Origin of the sequence: Limosilactobacillus agrestis (assembly GCF_014145585.1) — a bacterium.
In the GTDB taxonomy this organism is placed as follows: domain Bacteria; phylum Bacillota; class Bacilli; order Lactobacillales; family Lactobacillaceae; genus Limosilactobacillus; species Limosilactobacillus agrestis.
In genome coordinates this window covers 1,417-22,655 of sequence record NZ_JACIVF010000068.1, presented here as the reverse complement: position 1 = coordinate 22,655, position 21,239 = coordinate 1,417, and the positions used below count along the sequence as shown (strand labels likewise).

Sequence of the window (21,239 nt, the reverse complement as noted above, 5' to 3'; positions counted from 1 at the left end):
AAATCACTCCCATTTTTTAAATGCTAAAACTGCATTATGACCACCAAAGCCAAAAGAATTACTAAGAGCATAATGAGCATCTAATGCATTTTGATTTTTTTCCGTTACTAAGTTAACTGAGCAATTAGGATCTTGATTGAAACAACCTATATTCATCGGTAATTTTCCTTTTTGGAGAGCCGCTACTGTTAAAACTGCTTCAATTGCTCCTGCTGCCCCTAGTAAATGGCCTGTCATCCCTTTGGTTGAGCTAACACGAACATTGCTATCTTCACCAAAAACTTTATTAATTGCTTTTGCTTCGCCTTCATCATTAGCATGAGTTGCCGTTCCATGGGCATTAATATATGAAACATCACCTGGAGCAATCCCAGCCTCATCAATCGCTAACTGCATTGCTTTAGCTGCACCTGCACCGGTTGGATCAGGGGATGTAATATGATAAGCATCTGAAGTAGTTCCATACCCCACAACTTCACCCAGAATTTTGGCACCTCGTTGTTGAGCATGCTCAAGATCTTCTAAAACTAATGTTGCTCCTCCTTCGCCTAAAACAAAGCCACGACGTTCCTTGTCAAATGGAAGGGATGCCTTTTGTGGATCAGTAGCCGTGGATAAAGCCGTCAAGGCAGCAAAACCAGCAATTCCAATTTCGTTAACCGATGCTTCTGATCCTCCCGCAATCATCACTTTGGCGCGACCTTCTTTAATCTGGCGAAAAGCTTCACCGATTGAATTAGTACCTGTTGCACAGGCAGTTACAATTGATGTACAAATATTTTGTGTATTAAAATGAATAGAAATATTTCCTGCCGCCATATTTGCGATTGACATGGGGACAAACATTGGAGATACCCGTTTGGGCCCTTTTTCATGCATTTTTATGATTTGTTCTTGAATAGTAGTTAAACCACCAATTCCGGATCCGTAGATAACACCAATGTCTTCTGGATGGGTATTGTTTTCATTAACATCGGCCATTTCCATTGCTTCTATCGCACTTTGTAATGCGTATTGGGAATAAAGATCCATTCGTCGAGCAGCTTTTTTACCAATTACTTCCTTAGGATCGAAATCATCAATTTCACCAGCTACCGTAATACCAGTTTCACTTGCATCAAATTTACTAATTTTTTTAATACCAACCTTACCGTTAAAACTATTATCGATAAAATTACGTACACCATTACCATTTGGTGCAATTGCACCCATTCCGGTTATTACAACTCTTGCCATTTTATCCTCCTAAATTGTCATTCCACCATCAACTACAATTGTTTGACCTGTTAAATAGTCATTTTCAGCTATAAATTTAGCGGTTTTAGCAATATTGTTTGGCTCTCCTAGGCGATGAAGGGGAATACGATTAAGAATTTGCTCTTTAACTCGCTCAGAGAGACCAGCAGTCATATCACTATTAATCATCCCAGGCGCAATTGCATTACAACGGATACCACGTAGAGCACCTTCCTGCGCGACTGTCTTGGTCAGGCCAATTATTCCGGCCTTACTTGCTGCATAATTAGCCTGACCCATATTTCCATGAATACCTACAACACTAGCAAGATTAATAATACATCCTGAACGATTTTTTAACATTTTTCTGAAAATCGGCTGTGTTACCATAAAACTTCCACGTAAATTAACATTAATCACGCTATCAAAGTCGCTAGTCTTCATTCCCATCATTAATTTATCGTTAGTAATTCCCGCGTTATTAACCAAAATATCAATTCCGTTATATGCTTTCCAGGCTTCACTTCCCAGTTTCTTAACTGAATTTTCATCTGCAATATCACCAGCAAGGTATTGGAAATCGGCATTAATTGCCGTTAATTGACTTTTTAATTCTGTTGGTAATTCAGTTTGTCGTCCGTTAAGGATTAACCGACTACCAGCCTTAGCGAATTCCAATGCTATCGCTGCACCGATACCACGTGTACTCCCAGTTATAAAGACAACTTTATTTTTTAATTCCATCTTGTTGCTCCTTTACGAATTTTTTATAATCGTCAAGATTTGCAATGTGACTTTCTTTTAACTGATGGCCAACTTGGTGAGCGAATCGTGTTAAGGTTTTTCCCGGTCCTATTTCTAAGGTTGCATTAACTTTTTCGTTCTTAACAAGATACTGAAGGTTATCACCAAAATGAGTTGGCACTGCCAATTGTCGTTCAAGAATCATGGATAAATTATTTACGGTAAATGGCCCATTAATAGTATTACTAATGACGGGGGTTTGCGATTTTTGAAAATGTACCTCCTGTAAACGAGTATGCATTTTCTGCCGTGCACCATCAAAAAATGGTGTGTGGAAGGCTCCATTCACTTTGAGGATTACAGATTTTTTTGCAAGGCTTTCCTTTTGGAGTTTTGCAACAATTTCTTGTAAATCTGGTATAGATCCACCGATGACAATCTGTCGTGGAGAATTATAGTTAGCAATATAGATTCTTTTTCCCTGTTTTTGTTCCTTTTGAATCAATTCTTCAATTGCCGAAATTTGTGGGTTTAAAATTGCAGCTAGGGTAGTATCTTCTTTGTCAGCATCCTCTTGCATAAATTTTGCACGGTCAGTCACTAATCGTATTCCTTCATTAAATGGGAGTGCACCACTAGCAAGTAACGCCGCATATTCTCCTAAAGAAAGGCCGATCATTCCGGCAATTGGAAAGTCAGGAAGATCTCGTTTTAACATTTTGAAAATCCCATAGCTAACCGTTACTAGTGCAGGTTGAACATATTGTGTCTTGTTTAACTCATTATGCTCATTTTTCATAATTTTGAGCAGATCAAGGTTACTAAACTCACTCGCCTGATTAACAATTCTTGAAAAAAGAGAGTCGGCCATAAGCTCGACTCCCATTCCCGATCGCTGTGCACCTTGACCGCTAAATAATATTCCGTAGCGCATTATTTTTCATCCATTTGTTTCTTTACAAAATTAACAACATCACCAACGGTTTTGATACTTTCATCAGCATCTAATTCAATATCGAATTTGTCTTCGAGTTCATTCATAATTTCAAAAACATCGAGACTATCAGCATCAAGATCATCTTTGATTCGTGCATCCATTGTTACACGATCTTCATCAACATCTAATTCATCCACAGTAATAGTCTTTACAGCATTAAAAATTTCTTCTTTAGTCATTATTAAATCTTCTTTCTCTTTATTATTCTTTTTAGTATTTTAATATTATTGTGCCAGCACTTAAGCCACCACCAAAGCCACTTAAAGCAATGATATTCCCCGGGTGTATTAAGCCTTTTGCAATCGCCTGAGAAAATAAAATTGGTTCACTAGCAGCAGCTGTATTCCCATATTCATTGATATTTACAGGAAACTTGTTTAACGGTTGATCTAGCCTTTTAGCAATTTGTTCTATTATTCGTTGATTAGCTTGATGCAATAAAAAGTAATCAATCTTATTTAATTGCAAATGTGCTTTATTAACCGCCGACATAATTGAAGTCGGAACTTCATGCGTTGCAAAACGATATACTTCACGTCCCGACATTTTAAATGGTGAAAGTGAAGTGACCTGTTTAGGAAATGTTTTACCCACAATCGTAGATCCGGCCACAATCTTATCCGCCATCTTACCATACGTTCGTAAATCTCGGGCCAAAATCAATGGGACTGTCTCTTCCCTTTTTTGTAGTAAAACTCCACCAGCACCATCGCCGAATAAAACTGCAGTCGAACGATCATTCCAATCAAGCAGCTTTGATAAGACCTCCGCACCAATCACCATTGCGGTTTGCCAATTTGAACTCTTTAACATCATTTCAGCCGTATTTAAGGCGTAAATAAAGCCGGTACAGGCAGCTGAAATATCAAATGCCACCGCTTTATCCGCACCTAACTTTCCCTGAAGAATTGCTGCGGTTGATGGTGTGTAAGCATCCGGAGACATTGTGGCCACAATAATTAAATCTATTGCTGACGCTTGAATGTTTGCTTGGGACAGTAACTGTTTACCAACATGAAGTGCTAAATCAGAGGTATTTTCATTTTTACTAATATAGCGTTGACGGATTCCTGTTCGAGTTCGTATCCACTCATCAGAAGTATCCATCATTGTTGACAATTGCTGATTAGTAACAACATATGGGGGATGGTAGCTTGCAGTACTAATAATTTTTAAGTTCTGCAATGTGTATATCAATCCTTTTTAAGCATGCTCGTTAACAAAATCTTCTAGGTTTTGGAGAGCCTTTTTTACTATCTTCATTTCTTCATCATTCATTCCCTGAAGGAATCGTTCTACCATCATGTTATGGAAAGCTCGGTGAGCACGATACAATACCCGACCGCGTTTGGTTAGTTGGAGACGCACAATTCGCCGATCCGCTTTATCACGAATTCTTTCAACATATCCTTTGCGGATGAGTCGATCTGCCATCGACGTCATCGTTCCGGGAGTCAAATGAAGTTTCTCTGCAACTTGAGAAATTGTTTGATGATTGTACATTGTAATTGCATCAATCGCATGCATTTCCTTAATTGTTAAATCATTAAATGTACTTTTTCTTAATTCGTTTTCTTCAATCCATGCAATACCTGAATAGGCTTTAATTAACCCCTTATTTATTTTTTCATAATCATTATCTTTATTCATAATACATTTCTTCCTTTCAATTTTATTCCCCGATTCGAATAATTTGATTATCAAAATATATTATAAATGATAATGATTAGTCATGCTAAATCTTTTTATCTCGATCAGCTACAATAAAAGTAAGTTCAGCACTACAAGCAACTTTATTATCAATAAGTGCTTGTGTTTCAACAATTCCCATTGATGATCGGACTTTTTTCATGGTAACATTTAATTTAAGAACATCACCGGGGCGAACCATTCGTCGAAATTTTGCCTTATGAATTGCACCGAGATATGCTGTTTTTTTATAAAAACGTGGTGATTTTAATATGAGAATTGAAGCAGCCTGAGCCAATGTTTCAATAATCAACACACCTGGCATAACTGGATTATGAGGGAAATGACCACGAAAAAATGATTCATTAATAGTAACATTTTTTGTTGCGGTAATTTTCTTTTCCGGAATTAGTTCATCTACATAATCTATATAACAAATTGGATATCGATTAGGAATCAGTTCCATAATTTCCTGAGCAGTCATTATTGCCAAAAAAGATTCACCTGCTTTCACAAAAAATTTCGAGTATCAAAATATTCGATAGTCAAATTATATTAAAAAGTATTTTGATTGTCAAACTATTTTCAATTTTTCTTACTTTTATTTATAAATACTTACTTGCTTCCCTAAGCGAGAGCTTTGAGAGCGTATTATGGTGAAGTTGAATAAAATTTTTAACCCAGTTGGGATCAGTTTTAGAAAAGTCACGAAGCACCCATCCAATTGCCTTATCAATAAAGAATTCTTTTTGACCATCAAGATTATTAATAATGATTTGTTCTAATAGTTGCGTATTAGTCCGTTCTTTACGTAAAAGTTGGTACTCAATCGCCACTCTCCGTACCCATTTATCTGAATCTAGTGACCACTTCAACATCAGTTGGTCAACATGATGATCTTGAAGGCCAATATAACTAATTGGATTAATTAAACTATCAGTAGTATCCCACCATTGTTTGCTTCGAACATATTTTTCAATCTTTACTATATCTTTATAGCTAAGAAACTGTTTAAGTGCAATTAAATAATCACAAACAAAATATTGTTGTTCACGGTGATTATCTCCCCAAGCAGCATCTAATAGTTGCCAATCAATATTAGGTTTCTTTTTATCAGCTAGTATTTTTTGGTGATAAATTGTTCTTCGTTCTTTACTTTGAATTCCGTAACATATAAATTGGTTACGGAGATACTTTTCCATCTGACGAGCACGAACTGGATTTTGCTTTTGTTCAAATTTTTGCGTAAGTAATTGATAGTTCATATTTTCCTCTTTATTAATTATTTTTATTAGTTATCCTGAATTAAAAATATTCAAGATCTAACTTTACTATTTAGCTTAAAGTTGATAAAATGTTTTCTGTTATTAATATTAACGGGAAATAGCTCAGCTTGGTAGAGCACCTGGTTTGGGACCAGGGGGTCGCAGGTTCGAATCCTGTTTTCCCGATAAGTTTTCCAGTCGTTGAAAGTATCTTCCTTTCATGCGACTTTTTTAGTATAGCAAAAAATTATAGGAGAAGTAGTAAAATGGAAGCTGATAAATATTTAAAATTAATTCAAGAAGAATTAACAAACCTTCCTGATTATGTTAATGAATACTATCTCGGAACTAATCATGCAGTTACAACAACTTATCAGTACTTAACTGAAATCAGAAGATTCTTTGATTGGTTACGGTCAAGTGGACTTGTATCTGTTAATTCTAATAAGGATTTACCAATCAATACGCTGGCTAATTTACGACGTAGCGATGTAATGCTATATATTGATTACCTTCAACACACTACCAATGCACAAGGGCGATTAAATTCCCCTACTTCAATTAACCGATCCATTAATGCATTAAGATCTTTATATAAATTTTTAACAGTCACTGCCGATAATAATAATGGTGAGCCTTATTTTGACCGTAATGTAATGCTGAAAATCGACTCCCTTAATGATACAAAAACATTAAACTATCGGGCGCACACACTGGCTTCGCACATGTATCGGGGACAAATGAAGTTTGATTTCATCACCTTTATTGAAAAAGAGTATCCTAATAAGTGTGATAAAAGAGCCCTCCCCTCTTATAAAGTAAACAAAGAACGAGATATCGCAATTATTGCGCTTATTTTAGGAACAGGGGTCCGAGTCTCTGAGGCAGCAAACGTAAACCTCGGAGACTTAAACTTAAAGCAATCGTTACTTGATGTAACAAGAAAAGGTGGACAAAGGGATTCCGTACCAATTGCACCTTGGGCTATTCCTTATATCCAAGCCTACCAAGAGATTCGTGCCCAGCGATATCATGCCTTAAAAAAGGATACTGCTTTCTTCCTAACCATTTATCACAAGCAAACCCGGCGGATGACGGCTAATGCAATTGAAAAAATGGTTAAAAAGTATTCAACCGCATTTGGACACCCCCTTACCCCCCACAAACTACGCCATACTCTTGCATCTGAAATGTATGAGGTAACAAAAGATCAAGTACTTGTAGCCCAACAATTAGGACAAAAAGGAACCTCTGCTACCGATTTATATACTCATGTTGACCAGAAACAGCAACGTGATGCTCTCAACCAAATTAGCAAATCGAGCGATAAACAAATTTACCCTTTCCGTTCATAATAATTTTCGTTATAATAATAAATAGTGTATGATTTTTTTGGAGGAGAAAATTTTGGGTTTTATTACTTCACTATTTGGGAAAAGACAATACATTTGTCCTTTTTGCCATGAGCATTATACGTTTTCGGCGCTTCATGCTCACCGATTAGCTGATAAAAATGGGCAAATTCACTGTTATTACTGTCGCAAAGTCTTACAACAATTGCATTAAGTTAATAACAGTTAGCGTTACCAAATTTACATATTAAATAATAACAATTAAATGACCTTGCCGTTACGAAATTAAATTACGGTAAGGTCATTTCTTTTATCTGAAATAAACAATTTTATAAAATATTCAGTTTCCTTTATTATTAACGTTTTAAATTCATCGAGTATTTGTGATTTAGGCGAATGCACTACCATAAAATCGGCTCGCTTATGTTCGATAACTGTATTGTCGGCAGCTATATCAAAACTATTGTTGATGTTACCTATTAATGTTTATCAAATATTAAACAATATACTTTAAAGTCATATTTAATAGTTCTTAATTGGGACAATTGTAGTTTTAAACAAATATCTTTGATTATGCTTCGACTGAATAAATGCCGCTAGTAAAAACTATTTGATCCACTTAGCTATATTTTCCTCCTGAGACAAATCGTAATGATCTACTACCCATTAATTATAATTTCATTTCCTCTCAGAAAGAAATTTGTGTTTATCCCTTATTTTAGTTTTATTTTTAAATCAGTAAGACTCTTTTGATAAAAGAGTCTTACTGATAGCAACGATAAACATTGATATAATAAGCTTTTAAAATTCTATATTTTCATGCAAGACTGTTGTATAATTTTATTGAAAAAGTGTCTCACTAAAAATTAGGTCATTTTAGTTAACTTTAGTGAGCAAAAAGGAGTTATTTCAGTTTATGTTATATAATGCAGCATTAGTTTTAGAAGGTGGCGCATTCCGTGGACAGTATACTGCCGGAATCGTTGATACATTTCTCGCTCACCATATTGAATTTCAAAGTGTAATTGGTGTATCTGCGGGTTCACTTTGTGGGGTTAATTTTGTTTCCAAGCAATATGGGCGCGCTGCCAATATTAATATTAAGCACCGGCATGATCGTCAATATATTTCAATGGCTCGTGTATTTAAGAAGCAAATAATTAATCTAGATTACCTTTTTGAAGATCACGGATATTCCTGGCAGAATTTTAATGAAGCGGCCTACCGTCGATCAGCATCCCATTTTACTGCAGTTGCTACTTCTGTGAAAACCGGGAAGACCGTCTTATTTACAGATCCAGTGGGCAACGAACTTACAAATGCCCTTAAAGCTTCTTCATCGATGCCATTTCTTTCAGACCCACAGGAAACATCCCAAGGACCGTGCCTTGATGGTGGGATTGCAGATTCAATTCCATTTGATATTGCACAACAACAAGGTTATGACAAGATTGTTGTTGTCCGGACCAGAGATGTTAACTACCGAAAGAAGCCATCCAGTTCTGCTGTAAAGAAGTTATACGACATGGTGTATAAAGAGTATCCTGAATTTGCTAAAGCGGGGATTAATCGTCCCCTCCTCTACAACCAACAGATTGCTGAGATTAATCGCTTAGCGCGTGAAGGAAGAATCTTTAATATTGCTCCCTCTAAACCAATTAAGATTAAGCGGATTGAAGGAAATATTAAGAAGATTCGGGCTCTTTATGAAACCGGTCGGAAAGAAGGAGAAAAAATAATCCCTAGTTTAGTTGATTATCTGGCCCAATAGTAAAGGAAGAAATATTATGTCAACTAAAAAGCGCGTTTATATTCCCAAAAACAAGACTAATGGTCAAATTAAGGGTAAACGGAAAATATGGGTAGAGAATGTAAAATTTTTGACTCTTGAAGAATACGATCAGCTCCGCGAGACAATTAAGTTGCATTCTCGGCCTGAATTGGTTAACCGCAACCTATTATTAATCGCGATCGCTCTCAATAATGGATTACGAGCATCAGACGTTGTGACGTTAAGAGTTGGTCATGTCCTAAATAAAACTAAAACCCGTGTCATTGAGCAAAAAACGGGTAAGGCTAAAACATTATTTTGGAATAATTGTCTTGCCGAGATTATTGACTATCTTAATGACTTAGATTACAAAGATGAAAATGATTATCTTTTTCCAGGGAAACAAGAAGGTCACTTTTCTGTCCATGGCTTTTATGAGATGTTGCAACGAATGGCCAGAAAAACCGAAAATAACAAAATCATTGCTAAAATTGGGACCCACTCTTTTAGAAAGACTTTTGGTCGCCAGCTCTATAAGAAGGGAGTTAATGTTGAAATCATTTCGCAATTGTTCAATCACTCCTCTGAGCGAAATACTCGTCATTACTTAGGAATTGAACAAGAAGATCTTGATAAAGTTGTTCAAAATTTCAAATTTGAATAGTTGTTATTCTGAATATTATGTAAACTAAAATATCTGATATATAAAAACACCCTTCACCGTTTTGTGAGGGGTGTCGTCATCTATCAGATATCTGATGTGCTTACTATATATTTATCATTAAACCGACAATTATGTTCACAAAGCAATATTAATCTCTAAGCATCAATAAACTAACTTATAATTAAATATAGTTATTTTGAACTTTTATTAAAAAACCACCCATAAATTCAAATTATATGATAATTTGAATCCCTAATAACGAGTTTTATTATAAATAATCAAATAAAACAAGTATTCTCAAAGCAATTTTGGTAGAGCACCTTCAAATCCACCAAAAAGCTTCCCTAATGAAATTTAGACATCTTTTTATCAACTATAAATAAAAATCAATTTAGAAAGTAACTTTACCGCAAGTAATTTTTGTTACTTTAGCACTATTAATTATAAACTACTTTATATATCAAAACTAACAATTATTTTATACGTATATTACAAATTATTTAGTACGATCGAAGGAGTATATGAACAGTATTCTAATACTCTAAATTTATCTTTTGGGGTAAGTCGTATTATCATTTAAGAATGGAGCTAATGTTTTAACTAAATTGATTTTTTATAGTATTCTTTAATGAATAAGTGATATTAAAAAGCCTATAGCGATTCATTTTTCCCGTAGGTTCCCTAATAAAAATACTTAGTAAATATTAATCAACCCCTCTTAATCATTTTAAATTTTTTTATTGCATTTTCCACTCTATTATCGCATAATTGCTATACATAGCTGTTTGAAATATACAATTTATATCCTGTAATAATTATAATTCATTAATAAATTCAAGGAAATGATGAACATCAACTTTTGGAATTTTAATAAAGGAATAATAGCTATGGAAAATAAAGATTATATACATCGTGTCCCATTATTTAATGATTTATCTAATGAGGGTAAGAAGTATCTTAAAAATTTACTACATCACAGAGCCTTTAATAAAGGAGATCTTATTTTTTCTCCGAATTCACAAGATGAGCTAATTATTGTTGTTCTAGGCCAAATGAAAGTCTATAAGTTGAATAAAGATGGGAAAGAACATATTATCCGAATTATCGGCGCTGGAGATTACGGTGGAGAAAATTACTTGTTTGATTTACAAAATACAACAGTTTATGGAATTGCTCTAACCAAAACTGAAGTATGTATCCTCTATAAATCAGATTTTCATAAATTACTAAAAATAGACCATCAAGTTGGACAAAATCTTTTAAAATTAAATGCTAAAAAATCAGTTGAATTGGAGAGGCAAGCACAACTACTATCTTTTTACCGTGTTGATGTTAGATTAGTCTCCTATTTAGAAGATCTTTATAATATTACTTGTAATGAAGAAGAACATTCAATTACCCTACCAATGTCGTTAAAAAACCTTGCAAATTATTTAGGAACTAGTGCTGAAAGTCTCTCCCGTTATTTTAGGGATTTTGAAACAAAGGGCTGGATAGAACGACATCGTAGAAAAGTTATTATAAAACCGGCTTTTTGGGAAGAATTTAAGTAGATTTTACGCAGGCAAGCGAATGGTAATAGCTATTTATATCCTAAATATTGATATTAACTAAAATTGACGATGATTTTGAAGGCTTTTTTGGTATTCAATTGATCATAAGTAAAGGAAGCGAGACAGAAGGCACTTGTGAGAGCCTCGCAAGCAATAATAGGCCTCCAATGTTCGGGTTTTACCCGACCGTTGGAGGCCTATTATTGTACTGCGCTATTTGCCTTTTATGAAAGGAACCTGACTTATGGTCACAACCCCATCTTTTTATAATTCTTCTACTTGTTTATATAGCTTTGAAATTACTTTTGGCGGTAAATTACTACTTTCAAGGAAGCTTAGCAACTCATCACGGTTAATTCTTCCCGCTTGAACTTCACTGATAACCTCACTCGACAGTTTAGGGTCTTCCAAATTAATTTCCATTTCAGACACCAATTCAGCAATCCCTTTTGCCCTTAACATTTCATAATTAGTCCATCCCCGGTTCCATGGGCGACGGATATTTGTCGCAATTAATACTAGGAGTTTAATTAACGGCTCATTAACTTTATCCTGTTTTACCTTAAGGCCATGCTCCTTATTTAAGAATGCAATAACCTTATTGATAGCACCATTTACACTTGATAACTCAAGCCCATAATCACTCATTTTCAATTGGTAAAGTGATAGAAAAGCAGCGCCTTTAAGATCGTCTCCAGATAATCCATATTGGTTTGCAAGTAGCTTTTCCAAGTCTTGTTGATAGTTACTAATATTGGCAAACGGACTAAACTTATCATCAATTAAAACTTCTTTTGCTGGAATATAGTAAGGAAGTCCCAGCTGATGCTTATAAAACGAAGAAAGCTTCGTATCATTATCTTTAATAAGTAGTGGACTGAAGATAAAAATCTCAGGTGCAATATCAACACTCTTAAATGCTTCGCTAAAGTCAATGATAAAATATTCCATCGTCATTTCATCGAATTTATTTTGAATGTATTGATCAAATCTTTTTTTATCAATTGATGGATTTTGGGCATGGATAATTTGATAAGCCTGTTGGGCAGAAATAAGGCCATATAAAGTAACAAATGATTTAAGATAATCATCAATCATTTTATCAGTTTGCGGATCAAATACTACTGGTAGCTTTTCTGGTTCACTAAATAATGAATTAAGAAAGGCTTCTACTTCTGGATCATCATATTCATCCTCCTCTTCTTCATCAAGGTCTACCGGATCCTTTTGCGTATATAGGATAATGTCATCGTACTCATTATCACTAATAATATTTTTATCTTTTAAGTACTTTGCCAGTTTCTTCAAGGAAGCCTTAATATTCGTTCGTTCTGTCTTGCCTACTCCGTGAAATTCTAATTCATCAACACTAGTTTGAACATAAATGTTGAAAATAGTGCTTAAATGATGAGCAGCCCATTCATTAAGATAAAATTGCAAGTTATCTCGATAGCGACGAACAGTTCTAGCACTATAATTACGTTTGGCATCAGTAAGAAAAAGGTCTAAAAGTTGATTATTTACTTCTTGGATGTGTTGAATTGCATTATCAACCTCATCGGCAGTAAGGTCTTCTCCATCTAACTGACTTAATCTTCTTAACTTATTAGTAATTTCTTTTAAATATAATTCTTCAAAATTTACGTGTTTAATGTTAAACGGTTGAGCCATTTCAATTATCTTAACTGTCTCGTCTTCACCAACATAAATTCTGCCCTTTTGTTGTACCTTCTTAACCAATGCTTTTGCTAAGTCTATTTCACTGGCTATGGTTTTAGCTTGTGGCTTTATGACATTCTTATAAAACTTAGTTATAGTTTTTATTTGCAAAGGGTGAATCGTTTTACTGATTTGCCAATCCCCACCTATGGCTAAGTAATCTGCCAATGATTCGGCAGACAACCCTAACTCTTGCCAAATTATTGCTAGTTGTTTCTCAAAGCGCTCTTTAATCGTCTGTTTATTTTTAGCATTTACATCAAACAAGACAATTGCCATGGTCGTAGCATCATTTAAGAAAATCATGTTCTTTTTGCGTTTAGCGGTATAGTAAGTAGCATGCCATGAAAAAAGCGGATTAGCTAAGGCCATTGCCATATTCTCTTCGCTCGTTGCCTGTTGATAAGTATTAAATAATTTCTGTGCTTTCTTTTCGACGTTAATAAACACTTAGTTTCCCCCATCTCTTTTCGTAATCATTATATTTCCATCTTCTGGATTTCCGTAAACTTCATAAGCACCATTCAACTTAATTTCCCGGTAGTCTTGACCAGCATAGTTCCCCTTAATCGTATACTTTCCATCTGGTAAGGTACCAACAGGTTGAAAAAGTTCTGGTACCGGCTTTTTATCTGTGACGATAATCTCAAATTCACCGTCTACTCCCCCATTGCTAAATGTCAATTTTTGATTAGTATCATCATCAATAATGACAACTTCAGCTTTATCAGTAGTTTGACGTATTTCTTCTTCCATTTCTAAATTCTCCTACCTTTTTATTTATTACATTTTACAATTATCATGCCGATTTGCCAATTATCTTTATTGATATTCATAAAGAATAATTTGCGGTATACTATTAATAGACAATTTATTGCATTAGGGGTGCCCATAGTGCTGGGCTGAGATATGCAGAGATGCATGGACTCTAGAACCTGTAAGTTAACGCTTGCGTAGGAAAATGCACCGGACTTTAATACTCAAAGTAGGTGTATCTCCTATTTTGAGTATTTTTTATTTAAGGAGCTAATTTTATGGTACAACGCCAAATTGACTGGTCACTGCTCGATCGGGTTCGTACTAAAAACCCGATTGTCCTTAACCTTGCCAATTTAGTAACAATTGATAAAGTTGCTGATGCTATTAGTGCTGTTGGAGCATCACCAATCATGTCTGTCGAGCCTACTGAAGCGGATGAAATGGTGACGCTGGCAAATGCCCTTTCGATCAATCTCGGAACAATTAATGAGCGGCAGGCGGCACAAATTAAAACGGTATTACGCGCTGCCACGCCACTCAAGCCCCTCGTATTAGACCCAGTAGCGGTAAGTGCGGTTCCATCCCGCTTAAAGTTTGCCCGTTCATTACTAAATGATTTTCATTTTGATGTTATTCGTGGTAATGCCAGTGAAATTGCTGCTTTAGTAGCGGCTGACAATACTAGTCACGGAATTGATGCTGGTAAAGTTCCTAACCAGGTTCAAATTGCCGAAACGTGTGCCCGACGTTATCATTCAATCGTAGCCTTAACCGGTGAAACCGACCTAATAACTGATGGGCAAGTTATCTATGAAAATCCCTTTTCTGCTGAGATGTTAACGATGAATGTGGGTAGTGGTGACATGCTTTCTAGTATCATCGCTGCATTTTTAGGAACCACTACTAATACTTGGGACGCTTGTATAGTTGCAACGGTCTTGGTATCAGCCGCTGGGGTATTAGCTAACCGTTATTCAGTCGGACTCGGTTCGTGGCAAGTACAATTTTTTGATCAGCTTTCGATTATGAATACGAAAGCACTACTTGAGTTTTTAAAAGAAAGTGAGGAAGATTATCTTGATTAATGATTATCCCCAGGCCTTAACAATTGCTGGAACAGATAGTGGCGGTGGTGCCGGTATTCCAGCGGATATAAAAACGATGCAGATGCGTGGCGTATACTCAGCAATGGTAGTCGTCGCAGTCACAGCCCAAAATACATTAGGAGTGCAAGATGCTTTGCCAATGCCTGAAAAATTAATCGATGAGCAATTTGCTTCAATCGCTGATGATTTGAAAATTAGGGCTTGTAAAACGGGGATGCTGGCTGACCCTACCCGCGTAAGGGCTGTTGTACGAAATTTAAAGAAATATGATTTGGGGCCACTTATTGTTGATCCCGTCATGGTAGCAAAGGGTGGCGCAAAGTTGCTTAGTGATGATGCAATTACGATTGTGAGGGATGAACTTATTCCCCTTGCTTCCCTGGTTACACCAAATATTCCAGAAGCTTGTGAGTTGACGGGAATCACAATAAGGGATAAAAATGATATTAAAAAGGCTGCCCGCGAATTACAAAAGCAAGGAGCAAAAAACATTCTCATAAAAGGTGGCCATGCAGAATCTTCAGATAAAGCTGATGATTATATTTTATTTGAAGATGGCAATGACATGTGGTTAACTGCTCCCCGTGTTGACACTAAAAACACACACGGGACCGGTGATACAATCTCTGCATGTATTACTGCGGAAATTGCTAAGGGCCATTCCATGGAACAGGCAATTATGATTGGGAAGACATATGTTGAAAAGACGATTAGCAAGGGAATTAATGTTGGTCACGGTCATGGACCACTTAATCACTGGGTTAAAATTGAAGGAGACGAATTAAAATGATGTTTGATCCAAAAATGTTACAAGTATACTTAGTTGGCGGAACACAAGATGTTCATAATGATGTTGTTAAATTTCTTGAAAAAGTGGAGCTAGCAATGAAGAGTGGTATCACTGCCTTCCAATATCGAGAAAAAGGAAACTCAAAGTTACGGCCTAATGAACGAGTAGACTTAGGACTAGAATTACGAACCTTATGTACACGTTACGGAATACCATTGATCGTTGATGACGATTATGAATTGGCCCAGCAAATTAACGCTGATGGAGTTCACGTTGGGCAAAATGATACTAAAATTGAACAGGTATCTGTCGCTGTAGGTCATCAAATGTTCATCGGCTACTCCTGTAATACGCCAGAACAAGTTGAACGTGCCAATACAATGGACTTTGTTGATTACATCGGTTGTGGTCCCATTTTCCCCACAAAATCAAAGCCTGACGCCGATACTGCTATTGGCATCAATCGTCTGGAACGTTTAAACATGCTCAGTGAGCGTCCCGTAGTTGCAATCGGGGGCATCAATGAAGAAAACATGAAAGTTGTTCATGACACTGGAGTTGCAGGACTAGCAGTTATTTCATTAGCCTTTGATAGCAAGGATCTTGCAGCAACTGTAAAGAAAATGAATAATTTGTATAAATAAAATAGCAAGGTTGGAAGAAATTTCAACCTTGCTATTTTATTAGATAATATTTTTACTAAAGGTTATTTTGCACTTGTTTTTGCTTCCTGCATCCACTTTGAAATTCCAATGGAAATTGCGACTCCAATCCCTAGAGGAAGAAAAGCTGTAAAGTTAAGGTGACAAACTTCAAATAACATAAATAATGCCATTAACGGCGCCTGTTGTGATGCTGCCAAAAATAATGAGGCCCCGATAACTGCACACTGAGTTAAAGTCACGACTGGGAAGAAATGCATATAAGGAATACCGAGAAATACTCCAATAACTGCTCCAGTGGCAATCGATGGCGTTAGTGTTCCTCCATATCCCCCACATTTGATTGTAAATAAGGTAACAACTACTTTAGCAACGAGGCCAAATAATAGTGCTCCTAAGACCCGAGAATTGACGGTGGTCGTATTCATGGCCAATTGAGCAAGTCCCCGCCCATTTCCCATTATTTGCGGATAAAAAGCTGCAATAGCCCCTGCTGAGAATGATAACAGTGGTAATTGCCAGAAAATGTTTTTACCCGTTGCCCGTTTACTAGAAGCTGCCTTAACTCCTTGTTTAAACCAGGTTCCGGTTACTCCAAGGATTAAGCCAAGGACAATTGCTAATGGAACGGATAGTAAAGAGAAATCACGACTTCCGACAATATAATATGGTTCAAAGCCTTTTAAAATCGAACCAATCATCGTTGCAATTACTGACATGATTAGACTAACGGAAACAGAGCGGGCATTAATGCGCCGGTATAAAATTTCTAAACAGAAAACAGTTCCTGTAATGGGAGCAATATAGACCCCGGCAAATCCAGCGCCAGCCGCAGCCGCAATCAATAAGCGCTTATCTTCATCATTAAGGTGCAACCATCGATAAGAATCAAGCGCATGGGACCATTTCTGCGCGATAGCAGCCCCGGCTTCTCGTGGGGCTAATTCACGGCCGATTGAATTACCAGTTCCTACAAAAAAGATCTGCGTAACCACATGGATAAATGTTTTTCTTAACGGCATTCGTTTACCATTTAAGGCATTCTTAATACTAACTGGGTGATAATGGCGCTGAAGGAAGTACCAAATAATTGTCGCAATTATCCCCCCTATTAGCACCGATACAAATCGATGAATAGGAAAAATATTAATATTAACCGGGATTCTATTTGTCTCGTTAAAATTTAAGAAATAGTGCTCTGTTAAATCTAGGATAGCGCTAAGGATCAATGAGCTAAACCCAACGACTATTCCAAGAACAACCGTTGCAATAGCTAATGGAATGTTCTCTTGCGTTTCTTTCATCTTCTCGTCTCCTCGTATTATATAAATCGGTTTCCAGTTTATCACGGATGAATATAAAAAGATAATAGGAATTCATCATAATGTTAAATATTATGTAAACTAAACAAAAACGAAGAACAAGCATTAAGCTCCTTCCTCGTTCCTATTACTATTTTGACTTCTTATTGTTGAACATATTTGTGTGTTTGAGGATCAAATTCAAAAGTTAATTTTCGGTCATCTAATTCTACAAAAATCTTCCGATAATTTTTATCATAACCAACATGAGACATATCAATTGTTACTCCATTGGGGGAAGCATTGATTTGGTAAAGGTTGTATTCGCCGTTTTGGTAAGCAAAGTTAAGACCATTATCTTGGTAATGAGTATATGAGGCATGTTGTCCATATAAGCGGAAAGTCATTGTTTCATTAGGCTTATCACTAATATGACTTACTTCAGGTCCCCATGGAATAATTGTATTCTTCTTAACGAATAGCGGTAACTTATCAATTGGTGCTTTGACTAAAATTGACCGCTTACCTGCATATTCAACACCGTTCCAAAAATCAATCCACTCTCCTGCTGGCAAGTAAACTGCCCGCATGTTTTGACCCTCTTGAACTACTGGAGCAACTAGTAACTCATCGCCAGCCATGTATTCATCGTTAATTGTCCGAACAGCCGGGTCCTGATCATAATTTAATACTAATGGACGCATTATTCCGAGCCCAGTCTTTGTTTCCTTGTAACAAAGATCGTATAAGAATGGAATAAAACGATACCGTAACTTTAGATACTTTCGGTAGATTGAAAGTGTAGGTTCACCGAATACCCAAGGTTCTTGGAAACGGGTCCCCATTGATGCGTGATTACGGTAAAGGGGACTAAACAAGGCTGCTTCAATCCACCGCGTTAGCATTTCTGCCGTTGCATCTGCACCAAAGCCACCAATATCAGTCCCAGCAAAGGTAAAACCGCTCATTCCTAAATTACATAATTGAGGAATCATCATTTGTAGATGAGGCCACAGACTTTGGTTATCCCCTGTCCAGACGGTTGAATACTTTTGCGTTCCCGCATAAGCTGCCCGAGTAATGACATAAGGGCGTTTATGGCTGTATTTCTTTAATCCATTGTAAGTAGCCTTTGCCATATTATGCCCATAAACATTATGTAATTTCTTATGAGTAGAAAGATATTTTCCATCACTAAAGACAATATTATCAGGAATTTCACCTTCAAATGATGCTGGTTCGTTCATGTCGTCCCAAATCCCTGCTGTTCCGGTATCAACAAGGTATTTACAATTATCGGCCCACCATTGTTGTACCTCTTCCCGGCCAAAGTCAGGGAAAACAGCATCGCCAGGCCAAACCTTATTAACATAAACGGTCCCATCAGGATTCTTAACAAAGTATCCTTTCTTAATTCCCTCTTTATAAATCTTATACTTTTTATCTTGCTTAACACCGGGGTCAATAATCGGCATTACTCTAAAGCCTTGGTCTCTCAATCTTGAAACAAATGCTTGAGGATCAGTAAACTTTTCTTTGTTCCAAGTAAATACGCGGTAACCATCCATATAGTCAATGTCAAAATGAATCACATCACAAGGAAGATCATTTTCTCGTAACTTAGTAGCTATTTCTTCAACTTTCTCAGGGCTCATACTATAACCCCATCTTGATTGTTGGTAACCAAGTACCCATTTTTGCGGTAAAGGAACCCGCCCAGTAAGGTAAGTATAATTTGTAACAATATCCTTAAGGTGTTGACCACCAATAATATAATAGTCAAGATTACCAGCCACTGCAGAATAGAAATAATAATTTGGATTTTCTTTTCCTAAATCAAAATGACTACGATAAGGATCATCAAAGAAGAGTCCATATGGGTGACTATTCTTCAAGCCTAATATAAAAGGAATAGACTTATAAAGCCGGGTAAAACTCTCTACATGCGGAGCCGGATTATCGGTATTCCAGTTATCATATTCGTAACCCCGTTTATTCAAATACCCTGTCTTATCGCCAAGTCCATAAATTTGTTCATCAGTCGCTAATGACTTAATTACTTCAAAATAAGTTTTATCACGTGAACTCCCCCCGGTAACATTATGACCCTCTGCTGCTACTAATTTAGCGTGAGCTTCATCTAATCCACGATCGAGCGGTGTTCGTTTACCTCGATAATCAATAATCAAGGGGTGTCCATCCTTGTCATAAACATCTATTTTTTCATTGTCGTATATTTTGACAGTCAAAGCTGCCGTAGTTAATTCAAGGTGGTCACCATGATCTAGGACCGAAAAGCTGGTTTTAATTGTCTTATCACCTTCAATGGCATATGATGAGCCTTTCTCACCATGATCTTGAAATACCCGAATAATCTCAGGTGTAATAACAGATAAAGTGATTGAACTATTTTGATAATTAATAGTAATACTTTGATCAACGGTTGCATATCCACGTAATTGGTTATTCATTAATGTCGGCCTTCTTTTTTTACTTTTATTGTAGCGCATATATTTTAAATGTAAACGTTTTCTTCGCCAGAAAATAACTTTTTAAGAATAAATGGGATATAATTAGATATAACAATGAATATAAATGAGGCTTATAAATAATGCATAAAAAAGCACAAATCGGGGTTGGACTTTTTTGTTGGATTTTATTTGGAGTATTACTTTTCAACGTTTTAACTAAATCGTCACTTGTTCGTTTAATCGATACAGTGGGCTTTACCCTGACTACTCCAATATCTGAGTTCAAAACTACTCTCTTAACTGAACTAACCTTTATGGGTGATCCAGTTACAGTTGGTATTCTAACAATTGGGGTAATGCTCCTATTATGGCATCAAGGAAGGGCAACCGATAGCGTATGGTATGGAATGTTACAATTTATCGGTTACTGTTTAGTAATCTTAATTAAGTACAGTGTCACTCGTCTTCGCCCTTCTTTGCGGTTAATTGATGTTAGTGGATATAGTTTTCCGAGTGGGCATACTTTTTCAACAGTTATTTTTACTTTTACGATCCTAGCGATTCTTTTACCTTATTGTAAAGTTAAATGGCAAAAGATATTATTAAAGATCGTCGGCGCTTTATGGATCATCATTATTATGTATTCGCGGGTTTATTTACGAGCCCATTTTACATCTGATGTGGTCGGAGCCCTTTTATTGGCCAATGGATGGTGGCTATTAGCTAATAGTCAGCGTACTATTTTCTTTCATTGGTTGCAAAAGCCAGTCAATAAAGTCTAATTAACAAACAAAACACTGAACTTGTCATTAATTATAGTTCAGTGTTTTGTTTTCATTAAAATATAATTATTAATAGAAAGTTCTTCAATGAACAACCATTACAACTTCTACAAACCAAACAGACATGTCAGGAGCATGCCAAACTGATGATAGTCTCAGTATAGGAGCTCTCGGGCACCTGGGAATAGATGTATTAATATGGATTTTACTATTATTCATGCTTGGTGTATTAAAAAAGGATATGCACTGTATAGAACAACAATGCATATCCTTTTTTAATAATGCGTGGCAACGTCCTATCCTCGCAGGGAGCGATCCCCCAACTACTTTCGGCGTGTTGAAGCTTAACTTCTGTGTTCGGCATGGGTACAGGTGTAT

At 36.3% G+C, this 21,239-nt stretch carries 20 protein-coding genes, 1 tRNA gene and 1 riboswitch; of the genes, 9 read left to right on the top strand and 12 right to left on the bottom strand.

Annotated elements, in window-relative coordinates; all coding sequences use genetic code 11:
- Window positions 1-3: 3 nt before the first annotated feature.
- From fabF to H5R88_RS07950, 8 genes are all read right to left on the bottom strand, one after another.
- Window positions 4-1,236, bottom strand: coding sequence for a beta-ketoacyl-ACP synthase II (fabF, locus tag H5R88_RS07985; RefSeq protein ID WP_182600748.1), 1,233 nt, complete (start codon window positions 1,234-1,236; stop codon window positions 4-6).
- Window positions 1,237-1,245: 9 nt separating this feature from the next.
- Window positions 1,246-1,980: a 3-oxoacyl-ACP reductase family protein gene (locus H5R88_RS07980; RefSeq protein WP_182578908.1), complete on the bottom strand. Its 735-nt coding sequence runs from the start codon at window positions 1,978-1,980 to the stop codon at window positions 1,246-1,248.
- A complete protein-coding gene (locus H5R88_RS07975; RefSeq protein ID WP_182600747.1) occupies window positions 1,964-2,914 on the bottom strand; it encodes an ACP S-malonyltransferase in 951 nt (316 codons plus the stop codon). The genes H5R88_RS07980 and H5R88_RS07975 overlap by 17 nt, the downstream gene beginning before the upstream one ends.
- Entirely contained in the window at window positions 2,914-3,156 is a 243-nt protein-coding gene (gene acpP, locus H5R88_RS07970) for an acyl carrier protein (RefSeq protein WP_182578906.1), read from the bottom strand. The genes H5R88_RS07975 and acpP overlap by 1 nt, the downstream gene beginning before the upstream one ends.
- Before the next feature lie 31 nt (window positions 3,157-3,187).
- Entirely contained in the window at window positions 3,188-4,162 is a 975-nt protein-coding gene (locus H5R88_RS07965) for a beta-ketoacyl-ACP synthase III (RefSeq protein ID WP_182578905.1), read from the bottom strand.
- An 18-nt stretch (window positions 4,163-4,180) separates the two neighbouring features.
- Window positions 4,181-4,627 carry a MarR family winged helix-turn-helix transcriptional regulator gene (locus tag H5R88_RS07960; RefSeq protein ID WP_182578904.1) on the bottom strand — a complete coding sequence of 149 codons (447 nt, stop codon included), beginning with the start codon at window positions 4,625-4,627 and terminating at the stop codon, window positions 4,181-4,183.
- A gap of 85 nt (window positions 4,628-4,712) precedes the next feature.
- A complete protein-coding gene (gene fabZ / locus H5R88_RS07955) occupies window positions 4,713-5,159 on the bottom strand; it encodes a 3-hydroxyacyl-ACP dehydratase FabZ (RefSeq protein WP_182600746.1) in 447 nt (148 codons plus the stop codon).
- 112 nt (window positions 5,160-5,271) lie between these two features.
- The gene (locus tag H5R88_RS07950; RefSeq protein ID WP_182600745.1) at window positions 5,272-5,931 is read right to left on the bottom strand and encodes a DNA alkylation repair protein; all 660 of its coding nucleotides are present in this window, start codon (window positions 5,929-5,931) and stop codon (window positions 5,272-5,274) included.
- A 112-nt stretch (window positions 5,932-6,043) separates the two neighbouring features.
- Between H5R88_RS07950 and H5R88_RS07945 the strand changes: the two genes are divergently transcribed.
- The 5 genes from H5R88_RS07945 (at window position 6,044) to H5R88_RS07925 (ending at window position 11,271) form a co-directional block, all read left to right on the top strand.
- Window positions 6,044-6,117 (top strand) — tRNA-Pro (locus tag H5R88_RS07945).
- A gap of 80 nt (window positions 6,118-6,197) precedes the next feature.
- Window positions 6,198-7,286, top strand: coding sequence for a tyrosine recombinase XerS (xerS, locus tag H5R88_RS07940; RefSeq protein ID WP_182600744.1), 1,089 nt, complete (start codon window positions 6,198-6,200; stop codon window positions 7,284-7,286).
- A gap of 913 nt (window positions 7,287-8,199) precedes the next feature.
- A complete protein-coding gene (locus H5R88_RS07935) occupies window positions 8,200-9,054 on the top strand; it encodes a patatin-like phospholipase family protein (RefSeq protein WP_182578900.1) in 855 nt (284 codons plus the stop codon).
- Between the two features lie 16 nt (window positions 9,055-9,070).
- Window positions 9,071-9,718, top strand: a complete 648-nt coding sequence (locus tag H5R88_RS07930; RefSeq protein WP_182600743.1) for a site-specific integrase — start codon at window positions 9,071-9,073, stop codon at window positions 9,716-9,718.
- Window positions 9,719-10,605: 887 nt separating this feature from the next.
- Window positions 10,606-11,271 carry a Crp/Fnr family transcriptional regulator gene (locus H5R88_RS07925; protein ID WP_182600742.1) on the top strand — a complete coding sequence of 222 codons (666 nt, stop codon included), beginning with the start codon at window positions 10,606-10,608 and terminating at the stop codon, window positions 11,269-11,271.
- A gap of 264 nt (window positions 11,272-11,535) precedes the next feature.
- Here the strand turns inward: H5R88_RS07925 and H5R88_RS07920 are convergent, their stop codons facing one another.
- Together H5R88_RS07920 and H5R88_RS07915 are read right to left on the bottom strand one after the other, a co-directional pair.
- A complete protein-coding gene (locus tag H5R88_RS07920; protein WP_182600741.1) occupies window positions 11,536-13,440 on the bottom strand; it encodes a DUF6933 domain-containing protein in 1,905 nt (634 codons plus the stop codon).
- The gene (locus tag H5R88_RS07915; RefSeq protein ID WP_182578896.1) at window positions 13,441-13,746 is read right to left on the bottom strand and encodes a hypothetical protein; all 306 of its coding nucleotides are present in this window, start codon (window positions 13,744-13,746) and stop codon (window positions 13,441-13,443) included.
- A 115-nt stretch (window positions 13,747-13,861) separates the two neighbouring features.
- Window positions 13,862-13,967: riboswitch (TPP riboswitch) on the top strand.
- Window positions 13,968-14,024: 57 nt separating this feature from the next.
- On the opposite strand from H5R88_RS07915, the gene thiM reads away from it, so the two are divergent.
- Genes thiM through thiE form a run of 3 tightly spaced genes read left to right on the top strand, consistent with a single transcriptional unit; the run spans window position 14,025 to window position 16,289 of the window.
- Window positions 14,025-14,834, top strand: a complete 810-nt coding sequence (thiM, locus tag H5R88_RS07910) for a hydroxyethylthiazole kinase (RefSeq protein WP_182600740.1) — start codon at window positions 14,025-14,027, stop codon at window positions 14,832-14,834.
- Complete coding sequence (gene thiD, locus H5R88_RS07905) at window positions 14,827-15,645, top strand: bifunctional hydroxymethylpyrimidine kinase/phosphomethylpyrimidine kinase (RefSeq protein WP_182600739.1); 819 nt, start codon at window positions 14,827-14,829, stop codon at window positions 15,643-15,645. Before thiM ends, thiD begins: the two co-directional genes overlap by 8 nt.
- Window positions 15,642-16,289 (top strand): thiamine phosphate synthase, encoded by a 648-nt coding sequence (thiE, locus tag H5R88_RS07900; RefSeq protein WP_182600738.1) that lies wholly within the window; start codon window positions 15,642-15,644, stop codon window positions 16,287-16,289. Before thiD ends, thiE begins: the two co-directional genes overlap by 4 nt.
- 62 nt (window positions 16,290-16,351) lie before the next feature.
- Here the strand turns inward: thiE and H5R88_RS07895 are convergent, their stop codons facing one another.
- Both H5R88_RS07895 and H5R88_RS07890 read right to left on the bottom strand, forming a co-directional pair.
- Window positions 16,352-17,611, bottom strand: coding sequence for a chloride channel protein (locus H5R88_RS07895; RefSeq protein ID WP_182600737.1), 1,260 nt, complete (start codon window positions 17,609-17,611; stop codon window positions 16,352-16,354).
- Window positions 17,612-17,772: 161 nt separating this feature from the next.
- Window positions 17,773-20,079, bottom strand: coding sequence for a glycoside hydrolase family 31 protein (locus H5R88_RS07890; protein WP_182600736.1), 2,307 nt, complete (start codon window positions 20,077-20,079; stop codon window positions 17,773-17,775).
- A gap of 140 nt (window positions 20,080-20,219) precedes the next feature.
- Between H5R88_RS07890 and H5R88_RS07885 the strand changes: the two genes are divergently transcribed.
- Complete coding sequence (locus tag H5R88_RS07885) at window positions 20,220-20,861, top strand: phosphatase PAP2 family protein (protein WP_182600735.1); 642 nt, start codon at window positions 20,220-20,222, stop codon at window positions 20,859-20,861.
- Window positions 20,862-21,239: the final 378 nt, after the last annotated feature.

What these genes read in the sequence shown, in the direction of transcription:
- fabF (WP_182600748.1), bottom strand. Translation starts at nt 1,236, where the DNA reads ATGGCAAGAGTTGTAATAACCGGAATGGGTGCAATTGCACCAAATGGT.
- H5R88_RS07980 (WP_182578908.1), bottom strand. Translation starts at nt 1,980, where the DNA reads ATGGAATTAAAAAATAAAGTTGTCTTTATAACTGGGAGTACACGTGGT.
- H5R88_RS07975 (WP_182600747.1), bottom strand. Translation starts at nt 2,914, where the DNA reads ATGCGCTACGGAATATTATTTAGCGGTCAAGGTGCACAGCGATCGGGA.
- acpP (WP_182578906.1), bottom strand. Translation starts at nt 3,156, where the DNA reads ATGACTAAAGAAGAAATTTTTAATGCTGTAAAGACTATTACTGTGGAT.
- H5R88_RS07960 (WP_182578904.1), bottom strand. Translation starts at nt 4,627, where the DNA reads ATGAATAAAGATAATGATTATGAAAAAATAAATAAGGGGTTAATTAAA.
- H5R88_RS07950 (WP_182600745.1), bottom strand. Translation starts at nt 5,931, where the DNA reads ATGAACTATCAATTACTTACGCAAAAATTTGAACAAAAGCAAAATCCA.
- xerS (WP_182600744.1), top strand. Translation starts at nt 6,198, where the DNA reads ATGGAAGCTGATAAATATTTAAAATTAATTCAAGAAGAATTAACAAAC.
- H5R88_RS07935 (WP_182578900.1), top strand. Translation starts at nt 8,200, where the DNA reads ATGTTATATAATGCAGCATTAGTTTTAGAAGGTGGCGCATTCCGTGGA.
- H5R88_RS07930 (WP_182600743.1), top strand. Translation starts at nt 9,071, where the DNA reads ATGTCAACTAAAAAGCGCGTTTATATTCCCAAAAACAAGACTAATGGT.
- H5R88_RS07925 (WP_182600742.1), top strand. Translation starts at nt 10,606, where the DNA reads ATGGAAAATAAAGATTATATACATCGTGTCCCATTATTTAATGATTTA.
- H5R88_RS07915 (WP_182578896.1), bottom strand. Translation starts at nt 13,746, where the DNA reads ATGGAAGAAGAAATACGTCAAACTACTGATAAAGCTGAAGTTGTCATT.
- thiM (WP_182600740.1), top strand. Translation starts at nt 14,025, where the DNA reads ATGGTACAACGCCAAATTGACTGGTCACTGCTCGATCGGGTTCGTACT.
- thiE (WP_182600738.1), top strand. Translation starts at nt 15,642, where the DNA reads ATGATGTTTGATCCAAAAATGTTACAAGTATACTTAGTTGGCGGAACA.
- H5R88_RS07895 (WP_182600737.1), bottom strand. Translation starts at nt 17,611, where the DNA reads ATGAAAGAAACGCAAGAGAACATTCCATTAGCTATTGCAACGGTTGTT.
- H5R88_RS07890 (WP_182600736.1), bottom strand. Translation starts at nt 20,079, where the DNA reads ATGAATAACCAATTACGTGGATATGCAACCGTTGATCAAAGTATTACT.
- H5R88_RS07885 (WP_182600735.1), top strand. Translation starts at nt 20,220, where the DNA reads ATGCATAAAAAAGCACAAATCGGGGTTGGACTTTTTTGTTGGATTTTA.